Here is a 26,542-nt window from a genome sequence, read left to right on the forward strand (position 1 = left end):
TTTGGGGCTAACGAACACCTCTTAATTAACTGACAACCGATAACTGACAACTAATTTCTTTCACCTTGCGGTGCGGTCAGTCGGGATTTCCGCATTGGAGACCTTGGATTCCTGGAGACACGTAACTCTCACATCAAGGGTGTTCGGATGACGGTCTCAAGCGTGTGTGCGCGGGGTGGCTGCGTCACCAGAAATAGGATTAGATCTGCGACATCTTCCGGAAGTGTGAGATGTTCAATCACATCGTCTGGATGGTTATCGCGGCGCATTTTGGTATCTACAGGACCGGGACAGACGACCGAGGCTTTTACACCGTGGGGTCTTCCTTCATTGTTCGTTGTCTCGGTGAAACCGATAACAGCGAATTTAGAGGCACAATACGCGCCACCGTTGACATGCCCAAATTTACCGGAGACCGAGGAGACATTGACAATGTGTCCATACTTCTGCTCACACATGTGGCTGAAGACGGCTTGTGTGCCGAGGAATACACCCTTGAGATTGACTGCCATTGTCAGGTCCCAATCTTCTTCTCGGATCTTCGGGATCGGGTTGTGGATTGCGATCCCGGCATTGTTGACAAGGATGTCCACCTTACCGAAAGTGTCAAGCGTTTGGGCGACCATAGCATCAACATCCGTTTTCAGTTGAATATCGGTTTTGATGGCGAGTGCGCGTCTACCGAGTTGCTTCACCTCTTCAGTGACAGTGGTTATCTCGGTGTCAGTCCGTGCGGCAAGCACGATGTCTGCTCCTTCTCTGGCAAACGCTAAGGCGGTCGAGCGACCGATGCCGCGTCCGCCGCCTGTGATAATTGCAATACGGTTTTCAAGTTTGACACTCCCACGTCTAAAGTCGTGGGATTCTTGCTTCGTCATTTGTAACCTCCCGCAAGTGGAGGAATTACACAAACTCCACAAGCGTTTTAACTCTCCGCGTGCCCCGCGGCGAGGGTTCTTAAGTTGATTGCTGCGTTGACATCTCTATCAAGAAACACACCACAGTCGCTACAGTGATACTGCCGATCCGACAGCGTTAAGTCGTCTTTCTTGTGTCCACACGCACTACACGTCTTAGAACTTGCGAAGAACCGATCTGCTTGCACAATCCGAATACCCAGTGCTTCTGCCTTCGTCTTGATCTTCTCAAGGAAACCGCCAAGTGCAGCGTCTGACAGTGCTTTGGCAAGTTTTCTATTTTTCAGCAAGTTCGTAAATTGTAACATACACGCTAATCAGTGCACCTCTCTCTTATGTGCCCGCAAAATGTAGCCCGTAAGCGTAGCGGAGGGCGGATATACGGAAAGACACGTCAATACCCAAACCCAACTGACCGAACCCCAAGGAAAGTTTAAAAAATTTGATAGGGGGCGAGTTTCTCTTTATTGAACAGAATGCCGTGTCCCGGACGTTCAGGCGGCGAAAAATGTCCGTCTTTAAGTGTCAAGGTATCGTCAAGGACCGGATCAAGCGAAGGGATGTATTCAACAAAAAGTGAATGTGGCACAGCCGCAGAGAGATGAACGTGCAAATCCATCAGGAAGTGTGGTGAAACGGAAAGCCCAAAGCATTCCGCCATGTGTGCCACCTTCATCCATTCGGAGATACCACCGACGCGGACCGCATCAGCTTGTAGGATATCCGCCGCGCCCTGCGCGATGTATTCCTTAAAGACGTATTTATTGTAGATGGTCTCGCCAATAGCAATCGGGATAGTGGTTTTCTCACGCAGGGTCACATGACCGGCAACATCGTCTGCCTCGATGGGTTCTTCAAACCAGAAGAGGTCTGCTTCTTCGACACGATAGGCGAGTTGAATGGCTTCGCGGGCGTTCCACTTCATATTGGCATCAATCATGAGATAGGGTTCCTGCCCGATCGCCTTTCTGACGGCGAAGATGCGTGTCACGTCTTCGTAGAGACTATCTCGTCCGACCTTAATCTTGATACCTTTGAAGCCTTGCTCCACAAATTCCACGGATTGCCTAACGAGTTCGTCTTCAGCGAGGTGTAGCCAGCCACCATCTGTATTGTAAACAGGGACAGCGGATCTTGCCCCACCGAGGAGTTGGTAGAGCGGCACCCCTGCGCGCTTTGCCATGAGATCCCAGAGGGCGATGTCGACTGCTGCCATACCTAAACCGACGATGCCCCCTCTCCCGACCCAGTGTGTCTCCATCCACATCCGATTCCAAATCCGGTCGATGTTGGCGGCATCCTCTTCGAGGAGGATCGGTGTGAGGTAGGCATCCATTGTCTGCTTAATCGCTTCCCCACCCTTACCGATCGTGTAAGAGAACCCTGTTCCTACAACACCATCTGCGTCTTCAATTTCAACGAAAGGAAACTCCATAGAGACGAAAGTTTGAATGGCATCGACGCGTTCCACTTCGGGTGGGATGTCGTAAAGGGATGTCCGAACTGCTTTAATTTTCATTGGAGTTTGGTTATTACCCGGTTACGGCACACGGCGTGTGCCTACTACAGCTCTGTCCATTTTCAAATGATGAGGGTCTGTTTTTGTTTGTAGTAGGGCAATTCATTGCCCGTTCTTGATATGGGAACGTGCGATAAATCGCACTACTACGAACGGACCTTCAAGTGCAGGCTGACAGAACACTATTTTAGGTTCTCAATCATCGCCAGTAAGTTTTCAATACAGATGCGTGAGGCTTCGTCACCAGCTTCAGAGAAGGCTTGCCCTGCTGGACGGTTGAGGATGGCTTCGTCAATTTTCAGTGAGGGTCGCCAATGCGTCTCAAGGCAGAGATGTCCTTCGTAGCCGTCGTCAATGAGGGCTTGCAGCTGCCCTTGCCAGTCAATGATGCCGTCGCCAACGGGAACGGATTCTATCTCGCCTGTATCGGGGTTCGGACCCGCGTCTTTGAGGTGCGCGTGGATCATTGTCGATTTCATGCGGTTGTAGGCATCGGGATACGGGGTCTCGCCCCCCTTCGCGTGTGCTTCATTGGCAGGATCCCAGATACCGCGGATATTCGGGGAATCAATCTGCTCAATAAATTCCGCTGTGAGTTTGGCAGTGCGGAGCGAGGTGGTAGATTCGTTTTCCATGCCGAGGACGATGCCTTCGCCGTCTATCATTCTGCGCGGTTCATCGTAGGAGGCGATAATTTCATCCCACCGCGCCTCGGTTTCACCAGTGTCCCAAAAGACGAAGGTTCGGATGAGATTGGTATCAAACGCCTTTGCCGTCCGGATGCACCCTTTGAGTATATCGAGATGTTCTTTCCGTTCCGCGGCGTTGTCTATATCGCATTTGAAGAACGGGGAGGCGATCCCAATAATCTCGATATCCGTGTCGTCGAGTAAGCGCTTCATCTCGTCGATGTCCGTGTCCGTGAGTTCGTGCGGGAGTTTGTCCCAGACGGAGCGGATTTCGATGGAGTGTAGATTGAATTCTTTTACAAAATTGACAACGGTAGCAAAGTCTTGTGAAACTTCGTCGTTGATAACGCCGAGTTTAAACATAGTTTCTTATCTCCTTTGAAACTTTCCCGATATATTAGCACAGTGTGGTGTTAATAGCAAGAGGATTTCAGTGGCAGCCAGCAAGCGACAATTAGTAGAGTCAGGTATGCGGAATCGGAGTTCCGTTCTACAGGAACTCATGATTAGAAAATTGGTTTGCAATGCAGCCAAAAACGTGATAAAATAGCATTAATCTTAGCGTTGCATAGAGAGAGGAGAAAGGAAATGATAGATTACACAGAATTGTCGCTCCCACAACGTCAGAGAGAAGAAATTCATCGGATTTTATCCAATACTGCCGATAGAGCTGGTCATGTAGACAGCGAATCTATATTGCGCAGCCTCCAAGAACTCACCACCAACAACACAGACATCCAGACCTGCTTTGCGGACTTCGCCATCCGCTTGTTGAAAGCCTCCATAGACGCACCAAACCCTGAAGCCGCCTTAAATCGTTTTTCACGTTTTGCAGAGGCATCCTTTAATCGCAGATCGCTCTATCATCTACTGCGAGATGCGCCGCATATCATACGTTCTGTCATCTTAACTTTCGGTGCATCTACCTATTTGTCTGAAATTTTAATTCGCACACCTGAATATTTCTATGACATCATCGATCCGAATGTAATAGAGACACAGAAAACTTCGAAGATGATGTATCAGGAGCTTAAGCAATCCATCTCAAGGTTCGCTTCGGTAGAGCAGAAACTCCGTATCTTGCGGCGATATAAACGGAGGGAAACGCTTCGTATCGGATTGCGCGATCTGCTTAAGGTGGCAAATGTTGAAACAACAACTTTAGAGTTGAGCAATTTGGCTGAAGCTGCACTACAACACTGTTACGAAATCGGGCGTGACCAAGTGATGAAACCGAAGTTCGGGACACCCCTCGATGAAGAAGGCACTGCACCTTGTCGTTTCGCTATCATCGGGATGGGAAAGTTAGGTGGCTATGAACTCAACTTCAGTTCTGACATTGATCTTATTTTCGTGTATTCGGATGATGCCCGGACGGATATGCGAACTGACAATAGCGAGTACTTCTCACGCCTTTGCGAATTTCTCATCAAGGCGATGAGTGAGATAACGCCAGAGGGCTACGTCTTTCGCGTTGACATCCGCTTGCGCCCGGAAAGTAGCGCAGGTGTTATCATTCGTTCGATGGAGAGTTACGAGAGTTACTATGAAGGATGGGGTGACTTGTGGGAACGTCAAGCTTTAATTAAAGCGCGCCCTGTCGCTGGGGATATGGCATTTGGCGATGAGTTCATTCGCATGATCCAGCCGTTTGTCTATCAGCGTTATTTAGATGGCGTGACACTCACCGAGATTAAGGCAGATATCCGACGCACTAAAGCACGAATAGAGGAAAGGCTCGTCAGTGAAGGTGCGACTCTCGAAAAACATGTAAAACTCGGTCCGGGGGGTATCCGTGACATTGAGTTCACGGTCCAGTGCCTTCAGATGATTCACGGTGCCAAGCGAAAGTCGCTGTGTTCACACAATACTTTGGAAGTGCTGGCGGCGTTAAAAGAAAACACACTCCTTAGTGTAGAGGATGCGGACGCGCTTATGGCTGCCTATAGGTTTCTACGCACGGTTGAAAACTGCATCCAACTCGAAGCGGATCAGCAGCGTTATCTAATCCCAGAGAAAGAAACGGAGGAACGGGAACTCGCCCGGCGCGTGGGGTACCCACATACCACAGAAACGGATGCGCTGGCGGCGTTTCGAGAAGATTATCGCGTTCATACTGAACAGGTGCGCGCCATTTTTGAAAAGATCACTACGACTTCAATTCAATCTGAAGATGGGCTTGACATCGCCGTTCTACTCTCCGAAGAGGATCCGCATCAATTAGAAAATTTCTTGAGCACGTTCCGCTTTGAAAACGTCCGAAACGCGCAGCGTCTTTTAAAACAACTTGCGAACGGGGGCGATGGTATTCAATTCTCACCGAGTGTGCGGCGGACTTTCTTTAAACTTGCGCCGACACTCCTAAATGTTTTGCGTGACTCCCCGAATCCGGACATGGCACTCCGTTACCTTTCGGCGTTTACAGATAAAGTGGGTGCGCGGAGCAGCTACTACACGATGTTCGCTGAGAAGCCCTCGACACTTGAAGTGCTGACGCGGGTCTGTGGCACGAGTTTATATCTGGCAGATATGCTCATCGCGAGTCCCGAACTTTTTGATTTGCTGACGGTCCCTACGTTGATAGAACGTTCCAAAACGCTCGCCGAGAAGCAAACGGGGGCGTTACAAGTGGTCGAGGAGGCACCGGAGGGCAGACTGCTGTCTATGTTGCGGCGCTATAAAAACGATGAGATCTGGCGTATCGCCTTGCGAAATATTCTTGGAAACGCGACATTACCCGATACGACGCAAGAACTCTCTGATTTAGCCGAAGCGACGTTGCAAGCCATTTACCCAGAAATTGAGGCGGAACTTCGTGAGGCACACGGCACGCCACTTGCGCCCGATGGAACACCCGTAACGTTCGCGATCATTGCAATGGGTAAGTTTGGTGGACGCGAATTGAATTTCAGTTCAGACTTAGACGTTATGTACGTCTATTCGGCAGATGGTGAGACGACAAAAGGTACGCCGAATGTGGAGTATTTTTCAGCTATCGGCTTAGAGTTAGTAAATCGACTTGCTGGCAGTGGCGTGAGTATCTATGAAGTTGATCTGCGGCTCCGTCCACACGGGACAGGGGGTGCGATTGCCCTGCCATTGGCAGGATATCAGAATTATTACGATAATACTGCAGAGGTTTGGGAACGTCAGGCGTTGACACGTGGGCGTGTTGTCGCGGGAGACATAGAAGACCTTGGCAACCAATTCTTGAAAATCGCCCACGCCTTCTGTTATGGGGATGCTTTAACGTCTGAGGAGATCGCCGAGATTGTGCATACACGCCAACGGAAAGAAGCACAAGCGACTCGAAAGACATCCACTCGGCGGAGACGCGGTGGCAAAGCACAGACATCCACAGTTAATGTTAAGTCAGGCTACGGCGGACTTGTGGATATAGAATTCGCCGTTCAAACCCTTCAATTGGTGCATGGCGGCGGGGAAACTGCTGTGCGTGTGCAAAACACACCCCTCGCGATTGAGAGATTGCACGAGATTGGAGTGCTGACAGAGGCACAGTGTGATGGATTCGCGGAGGCGTATCAATTTCTGAGACGCGTCGAGAATGCCCTCCGTATTGTTCACGATCGGGCGTTGGACGCGCTGCCGAAAAATCGCGCGGAACTCGGACAGCTGGCGCGCCGTCTCGGATATACAGGCAGTAACGATAGACCCGCTGCAGAAGCGTTTTTGCAGGACTACGGAAAATGGACCGAGATGACCCGTGCTCTTTTCAATGAGATTCTTGTCAAGTAAATGACATAGCGATACACACCTATGTATGGTAGACTTCAAAATTATAGTTTTTAACCCAGTAAGGTTTTAGTTTTGGGATTGTGAAACCGCATTGACATTAAGAATACAACTCCGAGGAGGCATTCATGGTATCCGAACTGCCATTTTTTGACTCTCGCTCTCCGAAGAATGTAATTTTTTGCATAGGAGACGGTATGGGCTTTGAAGCAGTCAAAGCCGCGGGATACTATGCCTATGGTGAAACAGGCACCCTGTCTTTTGAAGCGTTCCCACACCATGCAGAAATGGCGACTTATGCAGCAAACTCACCTATGACAGACTCTGCCGCCGCTGCAACCGCTATGGCAACGGGACACAAAGTCAACAACGGTGTCATCAGTATGGAATTCCCCGGTAGCGGTTCTCCATTGAAGACGCTCTTAGAAATTTTCAAGGCACAAGACAGATGGACTGGACTTGTGTCAACTACCTACATCACCCACGCGACCCCCGCAGCATTTGCTGCACACAACCCCGAACGCAACAACCTCACCGATATTGCCCACGATTACCTTCATCTTACTCGCCCAAACGTCCTTTTGGGCGGCGGTGGCAATGGACTCACTGAGAAAGATGCCGAAGTCGCAGGTTATACCGTTGTGAGCGAGCGAGAGGGATTGTTGAACCTCAATACCGACATTGAAAACTATGTTTCTGGGCAGTTCGGAGATACGAATATCCCATACATGTTCGATGGTCCCAACGATTTGCCCCATCTGTCAGAGATGGCGATAGTAGCATTGGACATCCTCTCTAATGCCCCAGAAGGGTTTTTCTTGCTTGTTGAGGGTGGACGTATTGATCATGCCGGACACTCTAATGACATTGAACGCAACATTTTGGAGACAATTGAGTTTTCCAAAACGGTCCAAATCATTGTTGACCGCGTTTCTGAACGAGACGATACCCTTATTCTTGTTACTGCCGACCACGAAACGGGAGGGCTGAAAGTTCATAAAAATAATGGGGAGGGACACGTTCCTGAAATTTCTTGGAGTACAGGTGGGCACACCGTCAGTAACGTGCCGCTTTACGGTTGGGGTAGAAACGCTGAACGGGTAGGAGGCATCATGAACAATACAGACCTTATTAAGATAGTAGGATGTCAGTAAATTTTCCTTGAGAAATCGCGATGAACTTGCTAAAATAGCTGCCAATTCATTTTGGAGTAGGGAGAAAATTTATGGTTTTTGGACAAGGCACACATCAATATACTGTGCAAGAAAATTGGTGGACCCTTCCAGAGGGTTGGGAATTTGGTTGGGTTCCCGCTGTTGCTGTCGATTCACAGGATCGCATTTATGTTTACAGTCGCAGCGAGCATCCCATGGTCGTCTTCGATCGGGACGGCAATTTTCTCAATTCTTGGGGAGATGATATTCTTAAGGACGCTCACGGGATTTTCATCGATGCCGACGATAATATCTATTGTACGGAACGGGACACACACGTTATGCGGAAGTTCACTACGGACGGTGAACTGTTGATGACGCTCGGCACACCAGACGTACCCGGTGCGGAAGGCGATCCTTTCAACAAGCCGACAGATTTGGCAGTCGGTCCTGATGGCGAACTGTATATCACCGACGGTTATGGCAACGCCCGCGTCCATAAATACTCACCTGATGGTGAGCTCATTAAATCGTGGGGACAACCCGGCACAGGTCCGAGTGAGTTTAACCTCCCGCATTGTGTGAGAGTTGATCCGCGCAATAGGCTCATGGTCGCCGATAGAGAAAACAATCGTATCCAATTCTTCACGCTCGATGGTGAGTACATTGAAGAATGGGGAGGTCTGGCACATCCAGACACGATCTACATCAGTGAAGATGAACTCGTCTATATCGCTGAACTGGATCAACGTATCACGATTATGACCTTGGATGGTGGGGTCGTTTCCCAATGGGGTAGCGAACGCGGCAGTAGCGTCCCCGGTGAATTTATGGCATGCCCACACGGTATCTGGTTGGATTCGCGCGGCGATATCTATGTCGGTGAAGTTCAAGCGGATGCCCGTCTTCAAAAGTTCATCCGACAACGTTAGTAAGCTAAACGGTTATCAGTCGTCGGTTCGGTTGTCAGACAAGAGGTTTTCGTTTAACAACGCCCTCTTGTAACTGATAACCGATAACTGACAACTGAAAACCATTCCTACATTCAGGTTGAGCATCATGGAAACCGAAAGTTTCTCGTTTTTCCAGAAAGTGAATAAGGATTTTGACAAGGCTGCCCGGTTCACTGACTATCCGCGTGGGCTTTTGGAGCAGATAAAGATATGTAATAACTCCTGCCACTTCACATTTCCAATAAAGCGGGACGACGACACTATTCAAACTATTCACGGATGGCGCGCGGAACATAGCCATCATATCCTTCCGACAAAAGGGGGCATTCGTTACAGCACCCTCGTCAACGAAGACGAGATAATGGCACTTGCGGCATTGATGACCTACAAGTGCGCGCTTGTAGATGTGCCGTTCGGTGGTGCTAAGGGTGGCATCCAATTGGATAGACGCGAGTATTCCGAAAGTGAATTGGAACGCATTACTCGTCGTTATACGTATGAGTTGATCCAGAAGAATTACATCGGACCCGGGGTAGATGTGCCAGCGCCTGATTTTGGGACCAGCGAAACCGAAATGACGTGGATTTTGGATACGTATATTACAATGGCACCTGACAAACTCAATGCTATTGCGTGCGTAACAGGTAAACCGATCGAACAAAACGGGATCCAGGGACGGAAAGGGGCTACCGGACGCGGGGTCGTCTTCGGTTTGGAAGAAGCATGCAGCTTCGCAGAGGATATGAAACCGCTTGGGCTCTCCGCCGGTCTACAGGGAAAAAGTGTCATTGTCCAAGGGTTTGGTAATGTCGGTTATCATACTGCGAAGTTTCTGATAGAGGCGGATGCTCACATCATTGGGATTATAGAGCGAAATGGTGGCATCTATGACCCACGAGGCTTTGATGTCGAAAAAGTTGCCGCACATCGTGCGGAAACCGGATCAATCCGCGGGTATCCGGGTGCTGAACGCATTGAGCATCCGAGCGATGGTCTGGAATTAGCCTGTGATATTCTCATTCCCGCTGCGCTCGAGAATCAGCTGACAGCAGAAAACGCGCCCCGAATCAAAGCCGCTATTATCGCTGAAGCTGCAAATGGACCCACAACACCTGCTGCTGATGAAATTTTCCAAAAACGGGGGATTATGATTATACCGGACACTTTCCTCAACGCAGGGGGTGTCACCGTTTCCTATTTCGAGTGGCTTCGGAATCTGTCGCATGTCCAATTTGGGAGGCTCGGCAAACGGTTTGAGGACCAAACGCAACACGTGATGCGTCGCGCTGTTGAGAAGGCGACTGGTTATACATTTTCAGACGAGGAACGTGAGTTCATACATGGTGCTGATGAGGAAGATTTGGTGAACTCTGGTCTTCAGGATACGATGATAAACGCCTATCAGGAGATACGTGAAATCTGCATGCAGCACAGAAACAAAAACGATGTCATAGATTATCGAACGGGGGCGTATATCAACGCCATCCACAAAATCGCGAAATCCTATATGCAGTTAGGTATTTTCCCATAAAAGGATCTGATGGAGAAAAAATGATAGCATTAAGTGTGAATGTCAATAAAATTGCAACATTACGAAACTCCCGAGGTGGTGATATTCCGGATGTTCTCACCGCTGTCAATACCTGTGTCGCCGCTGGTGCGCAAGGCATTACCGTGCACCCACGCGAGGATCAGCGTCATATCACCCCAGCAGATGTGCAGGACATCGCTGAACGGTTAATAGAAATCAATACCCAAGAATCCCTCAACATTGAATACAACATCGAAGGCGATCCGAGACCTGACCTCATTGATATGGTGCTACGTACAAAACCGACACAATGCACGCTTGTTCCAGTCGTGGTAGGTGAAATAACAAGTCACACCGTCTGGGACATACGCAAAGATGGGGATATGCTGAAACCGATCATCGAAACGTTGAAAAATGCTGATATCCGTGTGAGTCTATTTAGTGGAACAGACATGGAACAGATAGCGAGAACACGTGACATCGGCGCAGACAGAATTGAACTTTATACTGCACCTTACGCGATGGCACAGACACAGTCGGAAATTGAACATGAATTTGCATTATTGGAAAATACCTCGACAAAAGCGGTAGATTTAGGGCTGGGTGTCAATGCTGGACACGATCTGAATCTTGAAAACCTACCGTTGATGCAGAAATTACCGGGCCTTCTTGAAGTCTCCATCGGACACCATCTCATGGCGGATGCACTTTATATCGGGATGGAAGCCGCTGTTAAAGCCTATCGACGCGCATTAGGGCAACAGACGACATGACAGCATCTAAAACATGTGCCATTTTCGATTTAGATGGCACGATCATCCGTCTCTCCTCAGAACAGGTTTTTTTAACATATCTGTTGAACCACGGTGAGATCCCCATACCGAATCTGCTTGCGTGGACCTCCAATTTTCTGAGAGTTAAGTCCTTACCTGTGGCAAAATCCAACAAAATCTATCTCCGCGGTTTAGAACAGAATCACATCCATGAGATTGCACATCGCTGTTTTGTCGAGAGGTTGCGTGCGAGCATCGCGCCTCACATTCCCGATTTGATCCACGCCCACCGTGCCGAAGGACGCACGGTTATTCTCATGTCAGGTTCGTTGTCGTTCCTTGTTGAGCCGTTTCATGAGCATTTTCAAACCGATATGATGGTCGCGCACGAATTGGAAGTCGTTGATGGAAGATTTACAGGACAACGTATCGGATTGCACCCTTTTGCGGCAAACAAAGCGAGACTTGCCCACCAGCTCGCGACTGAACATGGATTTGACCTGAGTGCTTCCTACGCATACGGAAACCATCACACGGATGCCCATAAACTGGCGTTATTTGGACACCCAGTTGCCGTCAACCCCGACCGAAAATTGCGGCAAATTGCAACGGAAAAGGGTTGGGACATCGAAAAATGAGACTTGAAAAGTATATTGCTACCTCAGGAATCGCCTCGCGGCGGTCGGTAAAAAAGAGCATCCATGCCGGTTTAGTCACTGTCAACGGCGAACCTGTTTTGGTTCCGGGACACCCGATTGAAGTGGGAATCGATACTATTGAATTTGAGGGGAAACAGGTTGAACCGTTAGCAGAACACATCTATTTGATGCTGAATAAGCCCGCAGGCTGTTTAACGACGCGCCACGATGAACGCGGGAGACCTACCGTCATGGACCTCGTCTCGGACCTGTCCGACACCATCTATCCTGTCGGACGCTTAGATTTGGAGACCGAAGGACTCCTTCTCTTCACAAACGACGGAAACTTTGCATATCGGTTGCTACATCCGAGCCATGAAGTAGAGAAAACTTATCTCGTGTGGGTGAAAGGTGTGCCGCGCGACGAAGCGGTTCAGCGGTTGCGTGAAGGGATCACAATTCCGAGCGGCAGAACGGCACCGGCGAAGGTCAAGCGCTTAAGAGTCAGTAAAGATGGCGCGACAGCGAAATTTGAGGTCGTGATCCACGAGGGAAAGAAACGGCAGGTACGGTTAATGTTTAAAGCCGTTGGACACCCAGTCATCCGTTTGAAGCGGGTCCGAATCGGCAATTTGCGGTTAGGGAATCTTCCGTCTGGACAGTATCGACTTCTAACCGCAGATGAGATTGCTGCGTTGATGTTATAGGTACGGTTGGAATGCAGGTCGCATGAATCAACGGTATGAAGGTTCTCCGTGTGGCATTCACTGGGGCGAGTACGCCGCAAAACCGCACCTACCAGAAATTGTTAGTTCGAACTCGCCAAATCTTTGACCCGTTCCAGCATCGCCTCAGCATTTTGCCTTACGTTCTTATCCTTAGCATGGTGGGATAACTTCTCAAGCATGGCGATCGCATCTTCAAAATTCCCTTTGATGGCGTATGTTACGCCGAGATAGTATTGGGCGGGTTCATGTGCCTTGCTTTTCGGATACGTGTCTATGACGACTTTGAAGTGAGAGACAGCCTTTTGAAAGTGCATCTCCGCTTCTTCGGTGTTCTCAAGCATCGCCTTTTCAACCAGTCCGCCGTAAGCGAGTCCCAATCGGTTGTGTAGGTCGGGGAGGAGTTTCGTCCGGTTTCTCGGATCATGCTCAAACGCTTTCTCACTAAACGAGACTGCTTTTTCAAGCTGGTTCCGTTCAATATAGGTCAGCGCGACTTGAGCGTTGAGTTTGGCATCGTCTGGCTTCTTCTTGAGTTCGTCGAGTTTCTTTGAAAAGACTTCCTCTTTTGCCAAAGCATCTTGCATAATCGGTGAAAACTGTTCCGGTGTGAGAAATCCTGAAACCCTTTGGATGAGACCTCCATCTGGACTGACGAACAGAACTGCTGGGTAAGCAGTGACTCCGTACCGACTCCGCGTCTCTTCATTGAGCGGATAACTCTTATCTTCGGGATTCACTTTGACGGAAACAAACTTCTCAGAAAGCTCAATAATGCGTGCATCCGTGAACGTTTCGGCATCCAGCCGCTTACAAAACCCTCACCAATCGGTATAGAAGTCCATCATCATCGGTTTGCCGGTTTTTTCGGCTTTTGTCAGGCTGTCCTCAAGCGTTTTTTCCCATTTAATTTCGTCGCTCGCGATGAGTGCGGGGACAGTGCCTACCATCAGCAGCAGAACACCGAGTGATATGCGGCGAAAAACAGAATTGAACATCAATTTTCTCCTTTTTTGTTTAATAACGTCTTATTTTACTTACGATTTGATTTATTTCAACAGCATTATTGCACATTTGACAGCGAGGGCACCACTGTTGTTTTGCTCCCAACATGACTCACTCCTTTGTGATGTTGTGTCCAAAACGCTTCCCTCTGCTCGCCTACAGGAAATAGACACACCCAATCACGATAAAAGTTCTCATTTTTTACTTTCCGACGCAGAACTGAGAGAAGATTCTATCCAAAATATCTTCAGTTGTCGTCTTACCAACGATGTCTCCGAGACCATCCAAACTGATCTGCAGATCAACAGAAACGAGATCAGGAGGCATACCGTTTTCGAGGCTCTCTATCGCATAATTGAGTCCTTCGCTGGCGCGTCGGAGCGCTTCTTGGTGGCGAGCGTTTGTCACAATGGGGGATTCACCGACACTTAATTCGCCTCCCAGTAATTCTTCACAGATCGTAGACTTTAGGGTATCAAGTCCTTTGTCCTCAGGAATCGCTGTCTCAACAATCCGTTTCTTAGGACAGTGCACAAGCAATGCCGTTGACGGTGTCACAACTGGTAGATCCACCTTGTTGAGAATAAGAATTGCTTTGGCTGACTGCGCTATCTGTAAGAGTTCCAAATCTGCGTTATTTAGGGGTTGCGAAGCATCGAACATCAACAGTAACAGCTCTGCCCTGTCAATCACCGCTTTGCTCCGTTCAACGCCTTGTTGCTCTACAATGTCATCTGTCTGTCGAATTCCAGCGGTATCAATAAGTTTCAACGGAATGCCCTTGATATTAATCGTTTCTTCAATTGTATCGCGTGTTGTGCCGGGTATATCTGTAACGATTGCACGTGTCGCACCAACGAGTACATTGAGCAGGCTCGATTTTCCGACGTTGGGTTTTCCGAGTATAGCGACATTAACTCCTTCCGCGATAATTCTACCCTCATCGGCGGTGTCGAGGAGTGTGGTTAAGTCGTTCTGAACAGCACGCGCCGCTTCAAGTTGCATTTCTACCTTCATGAAATCCAGATCTTCCTCGGGGAAGTCGATGGAAGCTTCAATTTCTGCGAGCAAGTCAGCGAGTCGATCGCTGAGAGAATTGACAGTATCAGAGAGTTTTCCGGCGAGTGCGTCTATAGCGATCTTTCGGCTGAGATCTGTTTTCGAGGCGATGAGTTCGGCAACTGCTTCCGCTTGTGCTAAATCCAGTCTTCCGTTGAGAAAGGCACGTTTTGTAAATTCTCCGGGTTCGGCGACCCGTGCCCCACTCTTTACCACCAGGTCCAGCACTGTCGTGAGTGTCAGGATTCCGCCGTGGCAGTTAAATTCGACGATGTCTTCACCGGTATATGTGTTGGGTGCGTGCATGATACCGAGTAGCACTTCGTCAATGACTTCATCGGATGCGTTTGTATCTATGACGTGTCCATAAGTAAGTGTATGCGTTGATAGTTCTGTGGGAGACACACCGCGCGGTGATTGGAATAATTCAGCAGCAATCGGTCGGGCAAGGTCCCCACTCACTCGGACGATGCCGATGCCGGCTTCACCGCGTGCTGTTGCGATGGCTGCAATCGTATCGTGGAACTTCATAGAATAGTTATCGGTTTTCAGATAGATGGTTATCGGTGCGCATTGCTACGCAATGCTTTCGGTTATCGGTTACAAGAGGAGTTTGTTAAACGAAAGCCTCTTAACCGACAACTGAAGGATTTTCGGAGACGAGGAAGCCCATAAGAACTCCATACCGTTGATTCCCCGAACCGATAACTGACAATCCTTTTAAGGTTGTTGTGTTGTGACGACGACGCGTCGCATTTCACCCTCGCCTTGGCTGTAGGTAGACACAATCTCGTCTCCTTTCAAGGTAACATGAATGATACGGCGATCGCGTGCGGACATCGGTGCAAGGACGACTTCCCGATCCGTATACCTGACCTTTTCAGCGACTTGGTGTGCCATTTCGACGAGTCGTTCTTCCCGGCGTTCTCGATAGCCCTCCGTGTTGACAAAAACGCGTCTTTTTACAAGCGAGGCTTTGTTGACGATACAATTAAGCAAACGTTCGATTGCATCAAGGGTTTGCCCGTGTTTCCCGATGAGTAGGGCAGGACTGTCGGTGGCAATATTGAGGTGTATGCTTCCGTCAACAAAACTCGATTCAACCTCCGCGTCGATTCCCATCCGGTTGAGCATTTCCTTTAGAATCGTTTCCGGTGCGGAAGAGACATCTTGTTTGAGCGTTGCGCGGACCTTCGCGGGTTTAGCACCGAAGTTTAAAATCCCTTTCGTAGGTTCGCTGACGATGTCAATCGTGACTTGATCGCGAGTTGCTTCAAGTTCGGTGAGGGCGTGTTCAATTGCTTCTTCCACAGTATCGCCTTCGGTTTCGATGTAGTGCTGCATTTTAATTTTTCCTTCTTTTCGTGCCTGCTGGTGTGGATTGATCCTCGTCAGTCTCGGTTCGGTTTTGTAAGTATTGTTGTGCTATCGTGAAAACATTATTACACAACCAATACAACACAAACCCGGATGCCCAGTTATAAAAGATGAAGATAAAAATGAGAGGCATAAACTGCATTAATTTCGCTTGCATGTTGTCCGTTGTTGGTGCCATATTGCCGACGAATTTCTGTTGGAGCCAGGTTGTTAAGCCGTTTATTATAGGTAATAGGCGGACGGCATCTATTTGCGTGACAATCAATGGAATCGTGAAAGGCAGTTCGATTAAAGTGTCGGGAGCAGAAAGGTCATCAATCCATAAAAGGAAGGGTGCTCCACGGAGTTCCACTGCGCTTCCAAGCAGTGCGAAGAGTGCCCAAAAAATAGGAATTTGTGGGAGCCATGGTATACAGCCCCCTAACGGGTTGACGCCGTGCTCCTTGTAAAGTCGCATCGTGGCGCGATTGAGTTTCTGCGGGTCATCCCTGTATTTCTCCTTCAATTCCACTAACTGCGGTTGAAGTTTCTGCATCTCCTTCATAGATTTATGTGCTTTGCGTGTGAAGGGATAAGAGATGACCTTCACCAAAGCAGTCAGGAGGATAATCGCGACGCCGTAGTTTCCAACAACACTGTGAAACCCTTTAAATATCCAGAGCATTCCCCATGCGAGGGGCCAGAAGAATCCGAAATCAATGATTTTCGAGAGACGCACTGGGTTTTCAGGGGCATTCGGTGCTTCTATACCTTTTAGGATCGTATCGTCCTTGGGACCAACGTAGAGCCGAAAAACATGCGTTTTCTTTTCCTGTGGTGCGAGATAAAAACTCGGCAAGACGAGTGCGGCGGTCTCTGTTGGTGCGGTGACAGCAATATCGGTTGTAACATCTGCCTGTGGTGTTTCTATAAATTTATAGGTAGCGGCCAGCTGCTGATCTGGAATCATCAATGCGCTGAAGTACTGGCTGTCCATGCCAGCCCAGAGGACCGTGGCTAACGCCCGTTCAGATTTGAGTTCACGCCTCGGTTTGTCTTCACCGATATACGCTTTTGCGCCTTCACTGCCGCGTCGTCCACGTTTGCCGCTCTTTTTTTCATGTGGAAGCAGATCGGCATTAATACCGCGTCCCCACTGAAGTTGGTATCCATTTGCGGGTTCGGTTCCACCCATAAGCAGCGGTTCATCAGAGACGTTTTGGAAGGTTAGCACCATATCAACGAAGTAGTTGTCCGGATTGAAGGCGAACAGCTTTGCGACCTGTAATTTTTCTCCGATTTGTGTCCTGAAGACAAGTGTTTCAGCAGTTTGCCCATTTGTGATGTTAACTTCCGATTTGTCAGCCTTCCACCTGGCACGGAGTGAATCAAGTTGGAGCTGCGAATTACCGAACCGAAGTGCAAGGCAGTTAAGTGCGTTTTCAGGAATTAGGTTCAAAGGGGTTTTGTCTGCGTCCGTCCTGTCTGGAAAATGATTTAATTGCCACTGTTTAGGGATTGCGAGTTTTTCGTTAAAAACAACAGTGTAGTTATCGGTTTGGACGCTGACTTTTGCATCGTCTGGACTTTCCTCAACGGGTGTCCAGAGGTCAGCACTCACGGACGCATCAGTTCCATCGAGTGTTCCGTGTGTTGCAGTGCCCGATTGTGCCTCACTTGGACTGGGCGCTGCTGGTGTCTCGGTAGTTGCGGGGTCCTCGGGTTGCGGGGCAAAACGTTTGCCGAAAAATAGGCTCCATCCGATCATCACTGCAATCATTAGAACCAATGCAAGAATATAACGTACTCCCATCGAGATTAGACGCTCCTCACTTTTTGTGTTTTTTAATTTTACTTTGGGGCGGAAGGATATGCGTTTTGATGTTGACGTGCGTTCCTTCCTGCTATTTTAGAAGGTCAAAGCCTCCGGGATGGTAAGGGTGACATTTTGAAAGTCGTTTAATTGTTAACCAGCACCCTTTGAGGGCACCGTAGCGTTTTAACGCTTGGAGGGCATATTGCGAGCATGTCGGATAGAATCGGCAGGACGGTGGAAAGAACGGCGAAATAAAGCGTCGATAAAAGCGGATGAGTTGTAGAAGTATCACCGTCCCGTCCAATTTATTGCGTATCCGCCGGTTTCCATGTTGGTTGTTACCTTCTTCGCAGTGCTTACAATGTGGCACGCTTCTATCCTTACCGACTGCCATCGTTTCTACCTTGCCTTAGCGTGTCGCTGGGTGGATTGTTTAAAATAAATGCTTTCCGAAAGAGGTGAAACAATCCATCTTTTGCTTCTTGACACGTGAGTCGACGGGCTGGTGTTCTTCCGACGACTACGATGTCATATTCAGTTTTTATGCGTGGGCGTAACTGCCGAAACGATTCGCGAATGAGCCTTTTGACCCGATTTCGCTGAACGCTTTTTCCGACTTTTTTACTGACGGTTATTCCTAATCGGAGGTTATTGAAATGGTTGTGGAAGACGTATATCACAAAATAGCGATTCCAATACTTATTGCCCTTCTGATAGGCACGCTGGAATTCCCAACGTTTTTTTAGTTTTTTCGGATCGTGCATGATTTAGTTGATATACAGATATTTTCTCCACGATGGGTGGCACCCGCGAAAGTGACGATTGAGTTGCAAATAGGTCAAAATTGACGGTGTTTTCGGCTGACGTTGCAGTTTCCATCGCGTTTCATAGAGCATTTTACTGCCCTTTTTGTTATTACACTCTTTGCAGGCCGTCACAACGTTCTCCCATGTCGTTTCTCCGCCGCGAGAGATGGGTATCACATGGTCCATCGTGAGTTGCGCTGCTGGGAACTCGCAATGACAGTATTGACATGTATACTGGTCGCGGACGAGAACATTCCTCCGTGAAAATTTGACAACGCTGCGCGGGACGTGGACGTAGTTTACTAACCGAATTACATGTGGTACTTTCATCGCAGCACTGGGTGAATGAATCTCAATATCAGAGACTTCTTCAGTCTGTGCAGTGCCCTTAAAAACCATTTTCATAGCGCGCCTGAGGTTACAAACGTTGATTGCTTCGTAGCTGGCGTTAAGTACTAAAACAGATATTTCCACTTGCATGCCCTCTAACTTAGACAACTGGCTTTAACCACATTAACTCTTATGAATTTTAACACATTTTTCGTGTAATTGCAACTAAAATCGTAATAGTTATCGGTTATCAGTTGTCAGTTGTCAGGGATAAGGTAGGGATTAGTTGTCAGAGTGGCGGGGTTCGGAAACATCGCTAATGGGGGTAGGGAGAAAAAATAAAGATACACCTGACACACGGTTTTGTGTATAATGTTTATACAACACGAGTTAGGTAGACGAGGTTGAAAACCTCACCAGCGAAAGCGTGGAACAGTTCTTATCTGAGAGGAATTTGAATGCCCCATCGGTTGCGAGACGCTATTGCGGTCTTGAGTCTTACGTTTAGTTTGAGCAGTTACGCCTCTGATATTCGATTTGTGGATGTCACTGAACAAGCGGGCATCCATTTTGAGCACGCCGGTGGTATCGACTTGCGTGTGGTGCCTGCGCTCGTGGGTTCGGGAGCGGCGTGGTGCGACTACGACAACGATGGGAAGTTAGATCTTTATATAGCCAACAGTGCTTTGGTGCGCCCAACATCGGACGCGGTGTTACCGAAAAACGCGCTCTATCGGAATAACGGTAATGGCACTTTCAGCGATGTAACGGATACTGCTGGCGTCGGCGACACCGGTTGGGGGATGGGGTGTGCCTTTGCAGATTATGACAACGATGGTGATGCTGATCTCTATGTCACGAACTATAAGGCCAACCTGTTCTATCGGAACAACGGCGACGGGACTTTCAAACGCTTCTCGTCTGGTGCTGGCGGTATTGGTCATGATGGTTTTGGAGCAGGGATCGCTTGGGGTGATTACGATAGCGACGGTTACCTCGACCTTTATATCGGTAACTATATTGAATATACCAAAGTTCCACAAGGCGATGAAGTCTTTTTCCCGTATGATTTCTTCGGACAGGCGAACGTTCTTTATCTAAATAAAGGAGACGGCGGTTTCATAAACATTACGGATGCCGCCAAAGTGAATGGCGGATTTCACTTGACCCTTGGTGTTGCCGCGGCGGATTACGATGCCGATGGCGATCTGGATCTGTATCTCGCCAATGATACCGACCAGAATATCCTCTATCGCAACGATGGTGAGTTAACGTTCACGAACACGAATCGTCCAGATGCCAGGAGTCGCACCGGTGATATACGGAGTGGGATGGGCATCAGTTGGGGCGATTACGATGCCGATGGTGATTTGGATCTCTTTGTTACGAACTGGTTGGATGAAAACAATGTTCTCTATAAAAATAATGGTGACGGCACCTTTACCGATGTTTCGGCGAAGAGTGGTGTTTTTGAGTCGGGACTCGGTAAAACATGTTGGGGGACTGCCTTGTTCGACGCGGATAACGATGGGGATATGGATATCTTCTTCTCGGCGGGACACATCGATCCGGCTTCATGGGAGGCACACGGGCAAGCGGATGTTTTTCTCCAGAACAATGGTGACGGCACCTTCACTGACATTTCTGACGCTGCCGGACTTCGGGAATTCAACTCGGACGGGGTTGGTAGAGGGGTCGCCGTTGCGGATTACGATGCCGATGGCGATTTAGATCTATTTATCGTCAACAGTGGTGGGAAGCCGATGTTGCTTCGAAACGATGGGGGGAACCAACGGTCGTGGCTTCAGATTCGCACGGTCGGCACAGTAAGCAACCGGGATGGTGTTGGGGCACTTGTGAAGGTGAGTGCTGGCGATCTTCATCAGATTCAGCAGGTGACAGCGGGCGACAGTTACCTTTCTCAAAGCAGTATTGATGTCGAGTTTGGACTTGGGCATCACGAAACAGTGGATCGCATTGTTATTCAATGGCCGAGCGGCATTGTGCAAACGTTGACCGATGTGCAAGCGAACCAGCGAGTTGTTGTGATTGAGCGCGCGGAGTAATTGCGAAAATCTTGCAATTGCGACCCTGATGTGTTATTCTTAATTCAGTATCTTCATGTTTCTCAATTAAAATAAGGAGGAAAACATGCAACACAGTTTATTTTTTGTTGTTTTGATTGCCGCATACCTTGCGGTAACGATCGTCCACGATGCGGGTTCAGCCGAAGAGATTCGGGTATGGGGCGGCAAAATGGAGGATTTTAAAGATTCCGATGGTCGTATTTGGCACGGTGGACAGAACGAAAAGAAAGAATGGGGCGGTTGGGTTGAAAAATTGCCGCGCACAGCAGAGGTTGTACAACTCACGAAAGATGCCGAAAAACTGGCGAAGAAAGAGGGGTACGATAAGGAACTTTTCTATGCTGTGAGTTGGGCACAGTTTCCTGATGTCGTGAAGATGGACCTGAAGACTGGCAAAGGTATGTTCACTGTTACTTATCTCGTCGGCGAACACTGGTCTCCGAACAACCGCGGTTTCGATATTATCATTGAAGACGAGATTGTTGAAGAGGAATATGTGACGCCGGGTAATCACGAGATAGATATTATACGATACGAGGGCATTGAAGTTAAAGACAAGGTGATGAGTTTTGAATTCGCTGGCAATCCGAAGACCGGTGCTGGAGATCTCAATGCGATGTTTAGCGGGATAGAGGTAATCCCTGCATTAGCCGTTGACCCGAAGCAGAAGCTCACCACGACTTGGGGAACTTTGAAAGCGGAGCGGAATTAGCGAACAAATGGAGGTATTTTTGATGAGATTATTCAGTGTTTTGATGGTTGTCGCTTTTCTGGGGATTCTTGCAGTCCCTTCGTTGCTACCGGCTGAAGAATTTCGGGTGTGGGGTGGCAAGACAGATGACTTCACGGATTCCAAAGGGCGCGTCTGGCACGGTGCACAGCAGGAGGATCAGTCTTGGGGTGGATGGATTGAAAAACTTCCCCGCACGGCTGAAGTCCAAACCCTGACAGCGGATGCGCAAGCGCAGGCGGAAGCCGCTGGCTATGATGTGGAACTCTTCTACGCTGTGAGTTGGGCACAATTCCCTGACACTGTTAAGTATCAGTTTAAGACTGGCGATGGTGTTTTTGATGTTACCTATCTTGTGGGTGAGCACTGGTCACCGAACAACCGCGGTTTCGATATTTTTATTGAAGAGGACAACGTTGAGCCGCTTTACGTGACACCGGGCAAAGATGAGATTGATATTAAAACGTATTCGGGGATTGAAGTCAGTGACGGCACCCTGGATCTCCACTTTGCAGGAAACGCGGAGACGGGGGCGGGTGATCTGAACGCGATGTTCAGTGCTTTGGAGGTTGTGCCTGCCGCGAGCACTGCTGTAGATCCGAAGACGAAACTTACGACAACGTGGGGGGCGCTGAAAGACAACCGTCAGTAGGGAACATAGGAAAATTAAAATGCCCGCGGTATTCTTGTTACCGTGGGCATTTTTTGTGCGTAGGGTATATCAAACCTTAGGAGTCGTCAAATCACCGCTCAGGATTGTAGGACACCAGAATTTCTCAATATATTCAATAATGAGCTGCGTCCCTTCCTCATGGCTGACGTAAGGCGGCTTGAACGGGTTGTACATCGCATCGGTGAGGTCGCGTGCAAGAACGGCGTTGCACCCCCAACGGACCATCTGTTTAATAGCGAAGGAACGTCCGAGAACGCACATATTGGTGTGAACGCCCATGAAGATAATATTTTTAATACCTTTGTGATCCAGTAGGTTGTAGACCTCCTGCCCGTCGTCACTGATGGCATCTATATCAGAGATTTCAATGGCTGGATGCTGACGGTGCCACGCTTTGTAGCCATCAGTTTCGCCGGTATCTGAGCCGCCATCCGAGGCATCAACGGGTAAGGGTGGATCGGGGAGTTCACGTTCGGGAGGAGTATCAGCGTGCGGTAGCTCCAAAACGGCACGGCGCGCTGGATGCGCTTCGTAGAAGTCCATTGTGTCGGACGGCGCATGGATAATTTGTATGCCGCGTTCTCGCGCTCGATCCAGAACGATGTTCATCCGCGGTGCCATCACGTTCACCCGTTCTGTCGCGCCCCATGACCAGTGTTCGTTCCACATATCAACGACAACGATAGCGGTTTCAGCGGTATTCCAGTTAATCTCTTCTTCAATGACACGCCAACCGTTTCTGCCGACTGTCCGCGCTTCCTGTCGGCGGGTTGAGAGCGATAGGTTTGTCGTTGCTGAAAAGGTTTGGCTTAATACATTAAACAACATGAATTTCTACTCCTTTTCGGAAAACATAAGCGTCTTTATAGCGCCCGTAGTAGTTTTTTCGGATGCCACAGATGCGGAACCCGAACTGCCGGTAGAGATACTGAGCGGGTAGATTGCTAACAGCGACCTCCAGAAAGACCTCGTGCCCATCTTGTGCCTGTATCATTTTTAGGGCTGAAGTGAGCAAGTATTTGGCGATGCCCTGTCGCCGATAGACAACTGGTACTGCGAGGTTCAGGATATGCGCCTCTTCATGAAGGATACTGAACACAATGTAACCGACGATGGTGTTCTCGTGACGAGCCACATAAAAGTGTTCATACGACCGAGGTCGCTTCAGAGACAGCGTGTAGTAGGTTTCACTCCACGGATTCTCAAAGCACTCGTTTTCGATTTTCAGGACCTCCTGTAGATCACACGAGCGCATCGATTCAAAGGTGAGGTTTGGAAGCAGGTTTTGGGTTCTCATCTGTGCTAATGCGTGTAGGAAAACGGAAGATTATCATAGTTTGTGCCGCCCTCATCAAGATACCAAAGTATAGCACGAGGTGGAATGTGATGTCAATTGGGATGGTTACGCGTCCGTGCGTTTTTGGGTGTTGCCTTTTTTCACGGAGTCTGTTATAATTCATTTATATGGAATCTGCCAAGAACAAGGAGTATACTATGAAAGATTTTGGTTTTACAGGCGGGCGTCCGGATCCATATACATTCCCGACGGAAGGGTTAATTGCCGCGAGTGAAAAGGCTCTCCGTAAGCTGGGCGGTGATCTGGTTAACTATCCGGGCGAATCGGGCTATCAGGGATTACGAGAACTGGCATCAATGCGATTTGAGAGACGTGAAGGTATCCCACTGCCGATAGATAACATCTCAATTACCTCAGGCTCCATGCAGGCACTGGAATTGGTATTAGGGACGTTGATTAATCCTGGGGACACGGTATTAACAGAAGAATATACTTATAGTGGCACCTTAGGTATCATGCGGCACTTCAAGGCGAATATCGTCGGTGTGCCGATGGACTATACCGACGGCATGAATATGGATGCCCTGGAAGCGAAACTTGGGGAACTCAAACGCCAGAATATCCGTCCATCGTTCATCTATACGACATCGAACCATCAGAACCCGACAGGTGCGATTCTCTCACTTGAGCGTCGTCATCGGATGTTAGCCTTAGCGGAAGAATACGACACACTCATCGTCGAAGATGATTGCTACGGCGACATTGACTTTACATCGACACCGACACCAGCTTCGCTTTTTAAGTTAGATATCTCCAATCGGGTGATCTTTATTGCGACTTTCTCTAAGATTTTAGGGGCAGGTGTTCGTCAAGGGTATTTTGTTGCGAGAGAACCCTATTGGGGACAAATCCACCAGAACCGCTGGGACGGTGGGACGAGTGCATTGGCGAGTGCAATCGTTGCTGAATTTTTCATGGAGCACTTGGAAGCCCACCTCGTGAAAACGAATGCGGCGGTGGGAGCGAAATGTCGCGCAGTGGTGGAGACGCTTGAGAAGCACGTCAGCGACCTCTGTACATGGACACATCCCCGTGGTGGACTCTTCCTATGGATAGATCTACCGGAGACTACGGATCTCAACAAGTTACAGGAACTTGCCTCGGCAAAAGGGGTCGGATATAGTAATGGAAGTGCTTTCCATTACGCGAGCGATCCGGTGAAAGCGATCCGGTTGGCGTATGCTTACTGCCACGTGGATGATATTCCTGAAGGGATTACTTATCTGTGTGAGGCGATTCGTGAGGCACAGGTGACCTCAGCGGATGTTGCGGCAGGGGATTAGCGGAAAGGAGTCGAATTTTTGCGTAATATTATCCTTATCTCGTTAGATACGCTACGGGCATCGAGTATGAGTTGTTACGGACATCGTAACCTGACAACGCCGCACCTCGATGCACTCGCAGAGAAAGCGACGCTTTTTGAGAAGTGTATCAGCCCGCATATTCCGACACATCCTGCCCATACGACGATGTTTACGGGCAAGGATGTCTTATCCCACCAAATTATTACGCAGGGTGGGACGTTAAACTTAGCAACGGACATAAAGACGGCTCCGGAACTGTTGAGTGAGGCGGGCTACTTTACTGTTGCTGCGGACAATTTGGGACGCTGGTTTCAGCGTGGTTTCCCCGAAGCATACTATCGCGGCTACCAATGGGAAACAGGTTACCGCAAGGCTCGGAAGGCGGAGGCGGTTAACGAAACGGCGATTGAACTTTTGGACCTCGCGCAGGCGCAGGATAAACCTTGGTTCGCCTTTCTTCACTATTGGGATCCACATACCCCGTATCTTCCACCGTTGCCGTTTGAACGGATGTTTTATAGTGGGGATGAGTGTGATCCGAACAATCGAAGTATGGATGCTGTCTACGCATGCGAACCTTTTACGGACTATTTCCGGCAGTGGATGTGCACACCAGACCCATCGGATCCGGACAATATTACGAAGAAGCGGCTTTGGACGGATAGACAGTATGTGAACGCGCAATACGATGCCTCGATCGCTTACATGGATGTGTGCCTGGCGCAATTGTTCCGATATTTGAAAGATTGCGGGCAACTTGAGGAGACGCTCCTGATTATTACCGCCGATCACGGTGAAGAACTTGACGAACACGAACTCTGGTATGATCATCATGGCCTCTACGAAACTAATTGCCACGTGCCGTTAATCGTTCACTGTCCGGCACTTATTCCTGAAGGACAACGGCTTGATGGTCTTGTCCGTCTTACTGACATTGCCCCGACCCTCCTTGATTATGCGGGGTTGACGGCTGTGGCGACGCGCGAAAAGATGGAGGGGACAAGTCTACGAGCCTTGATGGAAAACAGCTCGCACGGCGGGACGACGGAAGCGGTCTATCTTACCGAATGCGGGTGGATGAAAAAGCGTGGGTGGCAAACTCGGAAGTGGAAATTAATTGTTGAAACCGGTGGCACGCCTGCCGTTTACAAGACACCGGATTTGGAACTCTACGATCTTGAAGAGGATCCCGACGAGGTTTATAATCTGGCTGAAGAGGCAGATGATGTCGTTGCGCGTCTGAAAGCAGATATGGAGGCTTTTCTGCAACGCCGACTCGCCGAAACAGGACTGCCCGATCCAACAGTCGAACAGGAGATTACCATGCGACGCATCGGTGATACGTCTAAGGCAGTGCCGCTTTGAAG

24 protein-coding genes and 1 pseudogene are annotated in these 26,542 nt (G+C 49.0%); 12 read left to right on the top strand and 13 right to left on the bottom strand.

Annotated features, from left to right (window positions below; translation table 11 throughout):
• Positions 1-128: 128 nt before the first annotated feature.
• From F4X88_05015 to F4X88_05030, 4 genes and pseudogenes are all read right to left on the bottom strand, one after another.
• Entirely contained in the window at positions 129-878 is a 750-nt protein-coding gene (locus F4X88_05015) for an SDR family oxidoreductase (protein ID MYA55634.1), read from the bottom strand.
• 47 nt (positions 879-925) lie between these two features.
• Positions 926-1,222 (bottom strand): annotated as a pseudogene (locus F4X88_05020) (transposase).
• Between the two features lie 128 nt (positions 1,223-1,350).
• Positions 1,351-2,436 (bottom strand): mandelate racemase/muconate lactonizing enzyme family protein, encoded by a 1,086-nt coding sequence (locus F4X88_05025; protein MYA55635.1) that lies wholly within the window; start codon positions 2,434-2,436, stop codon positions 1,351-1,353.
• Between the two features lie 182 nt (positions 2,437-2,618).
• Positions 2,619-3,488, bottom strand: a complete 870-nt coding sequence (locus tag F4X88_05030; GenBank protein ID MYA55636.1) for a sugar phosphate isomerase/epimerase — start codon at positions 3,486-3,488, stop codon at positions 2,619-2,621.
• 225 nt (positions 3,489-3,713) lie between these two features.
• Here F4X88_05030 and F4X88_05035 point away from each other — a divergent pair, with 225 nt between their 5' ends.
• From F4X88_05035 to F4X88_05065, 7 genes are all read left to right on the top strand, one after another.
• Positions 3,714-6,881 (top strand): hypothetical protein, encoded by a 3,168-nt coding sequence (locus F4X88_05035; GenBank protein ID MYA55637.1) that lies wholly within the window; start codon positions 3,714-3,716, stop codon positions 6,879-6,881.
• Positions 6,882-7,006: 125 nt separating this feature from the next.
• A complete protein-coding gene (locus F4X88_05040; GenBank protein ID MYA55638.1) occupies positions 7,007-8,032 on the top strand; it encodes an alkaline phosphatase in 1,026 nt (341 codons plus the stop codon).
• 71 nt (positions 8,033-8,103) lie between these two features.
• Positions 8,104-8,964: a hypothetical protein gene (locus tag F4X88_05045; GenBank protein MYA55639.1), complete on the top strand. Its 861-nt coding sequence runs from the start codon at positions 8,104-8,106 to the stop codon at positions 8,962-8,964.
• A gap of 127 nt (positions 8,965-9,091) precedes the next feature.
• Positions 9,092-10,516, top strand: a complete 1,425-nt coding sequence (locus F4X88_05050) for a Glu/Leu/Phe/Val dehydrogenase (protein MYA55640.1) — start codon at positions 9,092-9,094, stop codon at positions 10,514-10,516.
• Between the two features lie 20 nt (positions 10,517-10,536).
• On the top strand, positions 10,537-11,289 hold the full coding sequence (locus tag F4X88_05055; GenBank protein MYA55641.1) for a pyridoxine 5'-phosphate synthase: 753 nt from the start codon (positions 10,537-10,539) through the stop codon (positions 11,287-11,289).
• Positions 11,286-11,927, top strand: a complete 642-nt coding sequence (locus F4X88_05060) for an HAD-IB family hydrolase (protein MYA55642.1) — start codon at positions 11,286-11,288, stop codon at positions 11,925-11,927. Before F4X88_05055 ends, F4X88_05060 begins: the two co-directional genes overlap by 4 nt.
• The gene (locus tag F4X88_05065; GenBank protein MYA55643.1) at positions 11,924-12,634 is read left to right on the top strand and encodes an rRNA pseudouridine synthase; all 711 of its coding nucleotides are present in this window, start codon (positions 11,924-11,926) and stop codon (positions 12,632-12,634) included. Before F4X88_05060 ends, F4X88_05065 begins: the two co-directional genes overlap by 4 nt.
• Positions 12,635-12,735: 101 nt before the next feature.
• Here the strand turns inward: F4X88_05065 and F4X88_05070 are convergent, their stop codons facing one another.
• The 7 genes from F4X88_05070 to F4X88_05100 all read right to left on the bottom strand — a co-directional run bounded on the left by F4X88_05070 (position 12,736) and on the right by F4X88_05100 (position 19,192).
• Entirely contained in the window at positions 12,736-13,392 is a 657-nt protein-coding gene (locus F4X88_05070) for a hypothetical protein (GenBank protein MYA55644.1), read from the bottom strand.
• 466 nt (positions 13,393-13,858) lie between these two features.
• Entirely contained in the window at positions 13,859-15,247 is a 1,389-nt protein-coding gene (gene mnmE / locus F4X88_05075; GenBank protein ID MYA55645.1) for a tRNA uridine-5-carboxymethylaminomethyl(34) synthesis GTPase MnmE, read from the bottom strand.
• 189 nt (positions 15,248-15,436) lie between these two features.
• Positions 15,437-16,060 (bottom strand): protein jag, encoded by a 624-nt coding sequence (locus F4X88_05080; protein ID MYA55646.1) that lies wholly within the window; start codon positions 16,058-16,060, stop codon positions 15,437-15,439.
• Position 16,061: 1 nt separating this feature from the next.
• A complete protein-coding gene (gene yidC, locus F4X88_05085; GenBank protein MYA55647.1) occupies positions 16,062-17,885 on the bottom strand; it encodes a membrane protein insertase YidC in 1,824 nt (607 codons plus the stop codon).
• Between the two features lie 91 nt (positions 17,886-17,976).
• Positions 17,977-18,282 carry a membrane protein insertion efficiency factor YidD gene (gene yidD, locus F4X88_05090; protein MYA55648.1) on the bottom strand — a complete coding sequence of 102 codons (306 nt, stop codon included), beginning with the start codon at positions 18,280-18,282 and terminating at the stop codon, positions 17,977-17,979.
• The gene (rnpA, locus tag F4X88_05095; protein ID MYA55649.1) at positions 18,269-18,652 is read right to left on the bottom strand and encodes a ribonuclease P protein component; all 384 of its coding nucleotides are present in this window, start codon (positions 18,650-18,652) and stop codon (positions 18,269-18,271) included. The genes yidD and rnpA overlap by 14 nt, the downstream gene beginning before the upstream one ends.
• 3 nt (positions 18,653-18,655) lie before the next feature.
• Positions 18,656-19,192, bottom strand: a complete 537-nt coding sequence (locus F4X88_05100) for an HNH endonuclease (GenBank protein MYA55650.1) — start codon at positions 19,190-19,192, stop codon at positions 18,656-18,658.
• A 290-nt stretch (positions 19,193-19,482) separates the two neighbouring features.
• Here F4X88_05100 and F4X88_05105 point away from each other — a divergent pair, with 290 nt between their 5' ends.
• The 3 genes from F4X88_05105 to F4X88_05115 all read left to right on the top strand — a co-directional run bounded on the left by F4X88_05105 (position 19,483) and on the right by F4X88_05115 (position 22,493).
• Positions 19,483-21,090 (top strand): CRTAC1 family protein, encoded by a 1,608-nt coding sequence (locus F4X88_05105; GenBank protein MYA55651.1) that lies wholly within the window; start codon positions 19,483-19,485, stop codon positions 21,088-21,090.
• Positions 21,091-21,175: 85 nt separating this feature from the next.
• Positions 21,176-21,823 carry a hypothetical protein gene (locus F4X88_05110; GenBank protein ID MYA55652.1) on the top strand — a complete coding sequence of 216 codons (648 nt, stop codon included), beginning with the start codon at positions 21,176-21,178 and terminating at the stop codon, positions 21,821-21,823.
• A 22-nt stretch (positions 21,824-21,845) separates the two neighbouring features.
• Positions 21,846-22,493, top strand: a complete 648-nt coding sequence (locus F4X88_05115) for a hypothetical protein (protein ID MYA55653.1) — start codon at positions 21,846-21,848, stop codon at positions 22,491-22,493.
• A 69-nt stretch (positions 22,494-22,562) separates the two neighbouring features.
• On the opposite strand, the gene F4X88_05120 is transcribed toward F4X88_05115, so the two are convergent.
• Positions 22,563-23,342, bottom strand: coding sequence for an isochorismatase family protein (locus tag F4X88_05120; protein ID MYA55654.1), 780 nt, complete (start codon positions 23,340-23,342; stop codon positions 22,563-22,565).
• A complete protein-coding gene (gene rimI, locus F4X88_05125; protein MYA55655.1) occupies positions 23,332-23,811 on the bottom strand; it encodes a ribosomal-protein-alanine N-acetyltransferase in 480 nt (159 codons plus the stop codon). Before rimI ends, F4X88_05120 begins: the two co-directional genes overlap by 11 nt.
• A 167-nt stretch (positions 23,812-23,978) precedes the next feature.
• On the opposite strand from rimI, the gene F4X88_05130 reads away from it, so the two are divergent.
• Positions 23,979-25,154, top strand: a complete 1,176-nt coding sequence (locus tag F4X88_05130; GenBank protein ID MYA55656.1) for a PLP-dependent aminotransferase family protein — start codon at positions 23,979-23,981, stop codon at positions 25,152-25,154.
• 18 nt (positions 25,155-25,172) lie between these two features.
• The gene (locus tag F4X88_05135; GenBank protein MYA55657.1) at positions 25,173-26,540 is read left to right on the top strand and encodes a sulfatase-like hydrolase/transferase; all 1,368 of its coding nucleotides are present in this window, start codon (positions 25,173-25,175) and stop codon (positions 26,538-26,540) included.
• Positions 26,541-26,542 lie beyond the last annotated feature (2 nt).

The sequence above is a fragment of the Candidatus Poribacteria bacterium genome (assembly GCA_009839745.1).
Classification (GTDB): Bacteria; Poribacteria; WGA-4E; order WGA-4E; family WGA-3G; genus WGA-3G.

Bases quoted from the DNA above. Each gene is read 5' to 3' on its own strand.
- F4X88_05015 (MYA55634.1), bottom strand. From the start codon at position 878: ATGACGAAGCAAGAATCCCACGACTTTAGACGTGGGAGTGTCAAACTT.
- F4X88_05025 (MYA55635.1), bottom strand. From the start codon at position 2,436: ATGAAAATTAAAGCAGTTCGGACATCCCTTTACGACATCCCACCCGAA.
- F4X88_05030 (MYA55636.1), bottom strand. From the start codon at position 3,488: ATGTTTAAACTCGGCGTTATCAACGACGAAGTTTCACAAGACTTTGCT.
- F4X88_05035 (MYA55637.1), top strand. From the start codon at position 3,714: ATGATAGATTACACAGAATTGTCGCTCCCACAACGTCAGAGAGAAGAA.
- F4X88_05040 (MYA55638.1), top strand. From the start codon at position 7,007: ATGGTATCCGAACTGCCATTTTTTGACTCTCGCTCTCCGAAGAATGTA.
- F4X88_05045 (MYA55639.1), top strand. From the start codon at position 8,104: ATGGTTTTTGGACAAGGCACACATCAATATACTGTGCAAGAAAATTGG.
- F4X88_05050 (MYA55640.1), top strand. From the start codon at position 9,092: ATGGAAACCGAAAGTTTCTCGTTTTTCCAGAAAGTGAATAAGGATTTT.
- F4X88_05055 (MYA55641.1), top strand. From the start codon at position 10,537: ATGATAGCATTAAGTGTGAATGTCAATAAAATTGCAACATTACGAAAC.
- F4X88_05060 (MYA55642.1), top strand. From the start codon at position 11,286: ATGACAGCATCTAAAACATGTGCCATTTTCGATTTAGATGGCACGATC.
- F4X88_05065 (MYA55643.1), top strand. From the start codon at position 11,924: ATGAGACTTGAAAAGTATATTGCTACCTCAGGAATCGCCTCGCGGCGG.
- mnmE (MYA55645.1), bottom strand. From the start codon at position 15,247: ATGAAGTTCCACGATACGATTGCAGCCATCGCAACAGCACGCGGTGAA.
- F4X88_05080 (MYA55646.1), bottom strand. From the start codon at position 16,060: ATGCAGCACTACATCGAAACCGAAGGCGATACTGTGGAAGAAGCAATT.
- yidC (MYA55647.1), bottom strand. From the start codon at position 17,885: ATGGGAGTACGTTATATTCTTGCATTGGTTCTAATGATTGCAGTGATG.
- yidD (MYA55648.1), bottom strand. From the start codon at position 18,282: ATGGCAGTCGGTAAGGATAGAAGCGTGCCACATTGTAAGCACTGCGAA.
- rnpA (MYA55649.1), bottom strand. From the start codon at position 18,652: ATGCACGATCCGAAAAAACTAAAAAAACGTTGGGAATTCCAGCGTGCC.
- F4X88_05105 (MYA55651.1), top strand. From the start codon at position 19,483: ATGCCCCATCGGTTGCGAGACGCTATTGCGGTCTTGAGTCTTACGTTT.
- F4X88_05110 (MYA55652.1), top strand. From the start codon at position 21,176: ATGCAACACAGTTTATTTTTTGTTGTTTTGATTGCCGCATACCTTGCG.
- F4X88_05115 (MYA55653.1), top strand. From the start codon at position 21,846: ATGAGATTATTCAGTGTTTTGATGGTTGTCGCTTTTCTGGGGATTCTT.
- F4X88_05120 (MYA55654.1), bottom strand. From the start codon at position 23,342: ATGTTGTTTAATGTATTAAGCCAAACCTTTTCAGCAACGACAAACCTA.
- rimI (MYA55655.1), bottom strand. From the start codon at position 23,811: ATGAGAACCCAAAACCTGCTTCCAAACCTCACCTTTGAATCGATGCGC.
- F4X88_05130 (MYA55656.1), top strand. From the start codon at position 23,979: ATGGAATCTGCCAAGAACAAGGAGTATACTATGAAAGATTTTGGTTTT.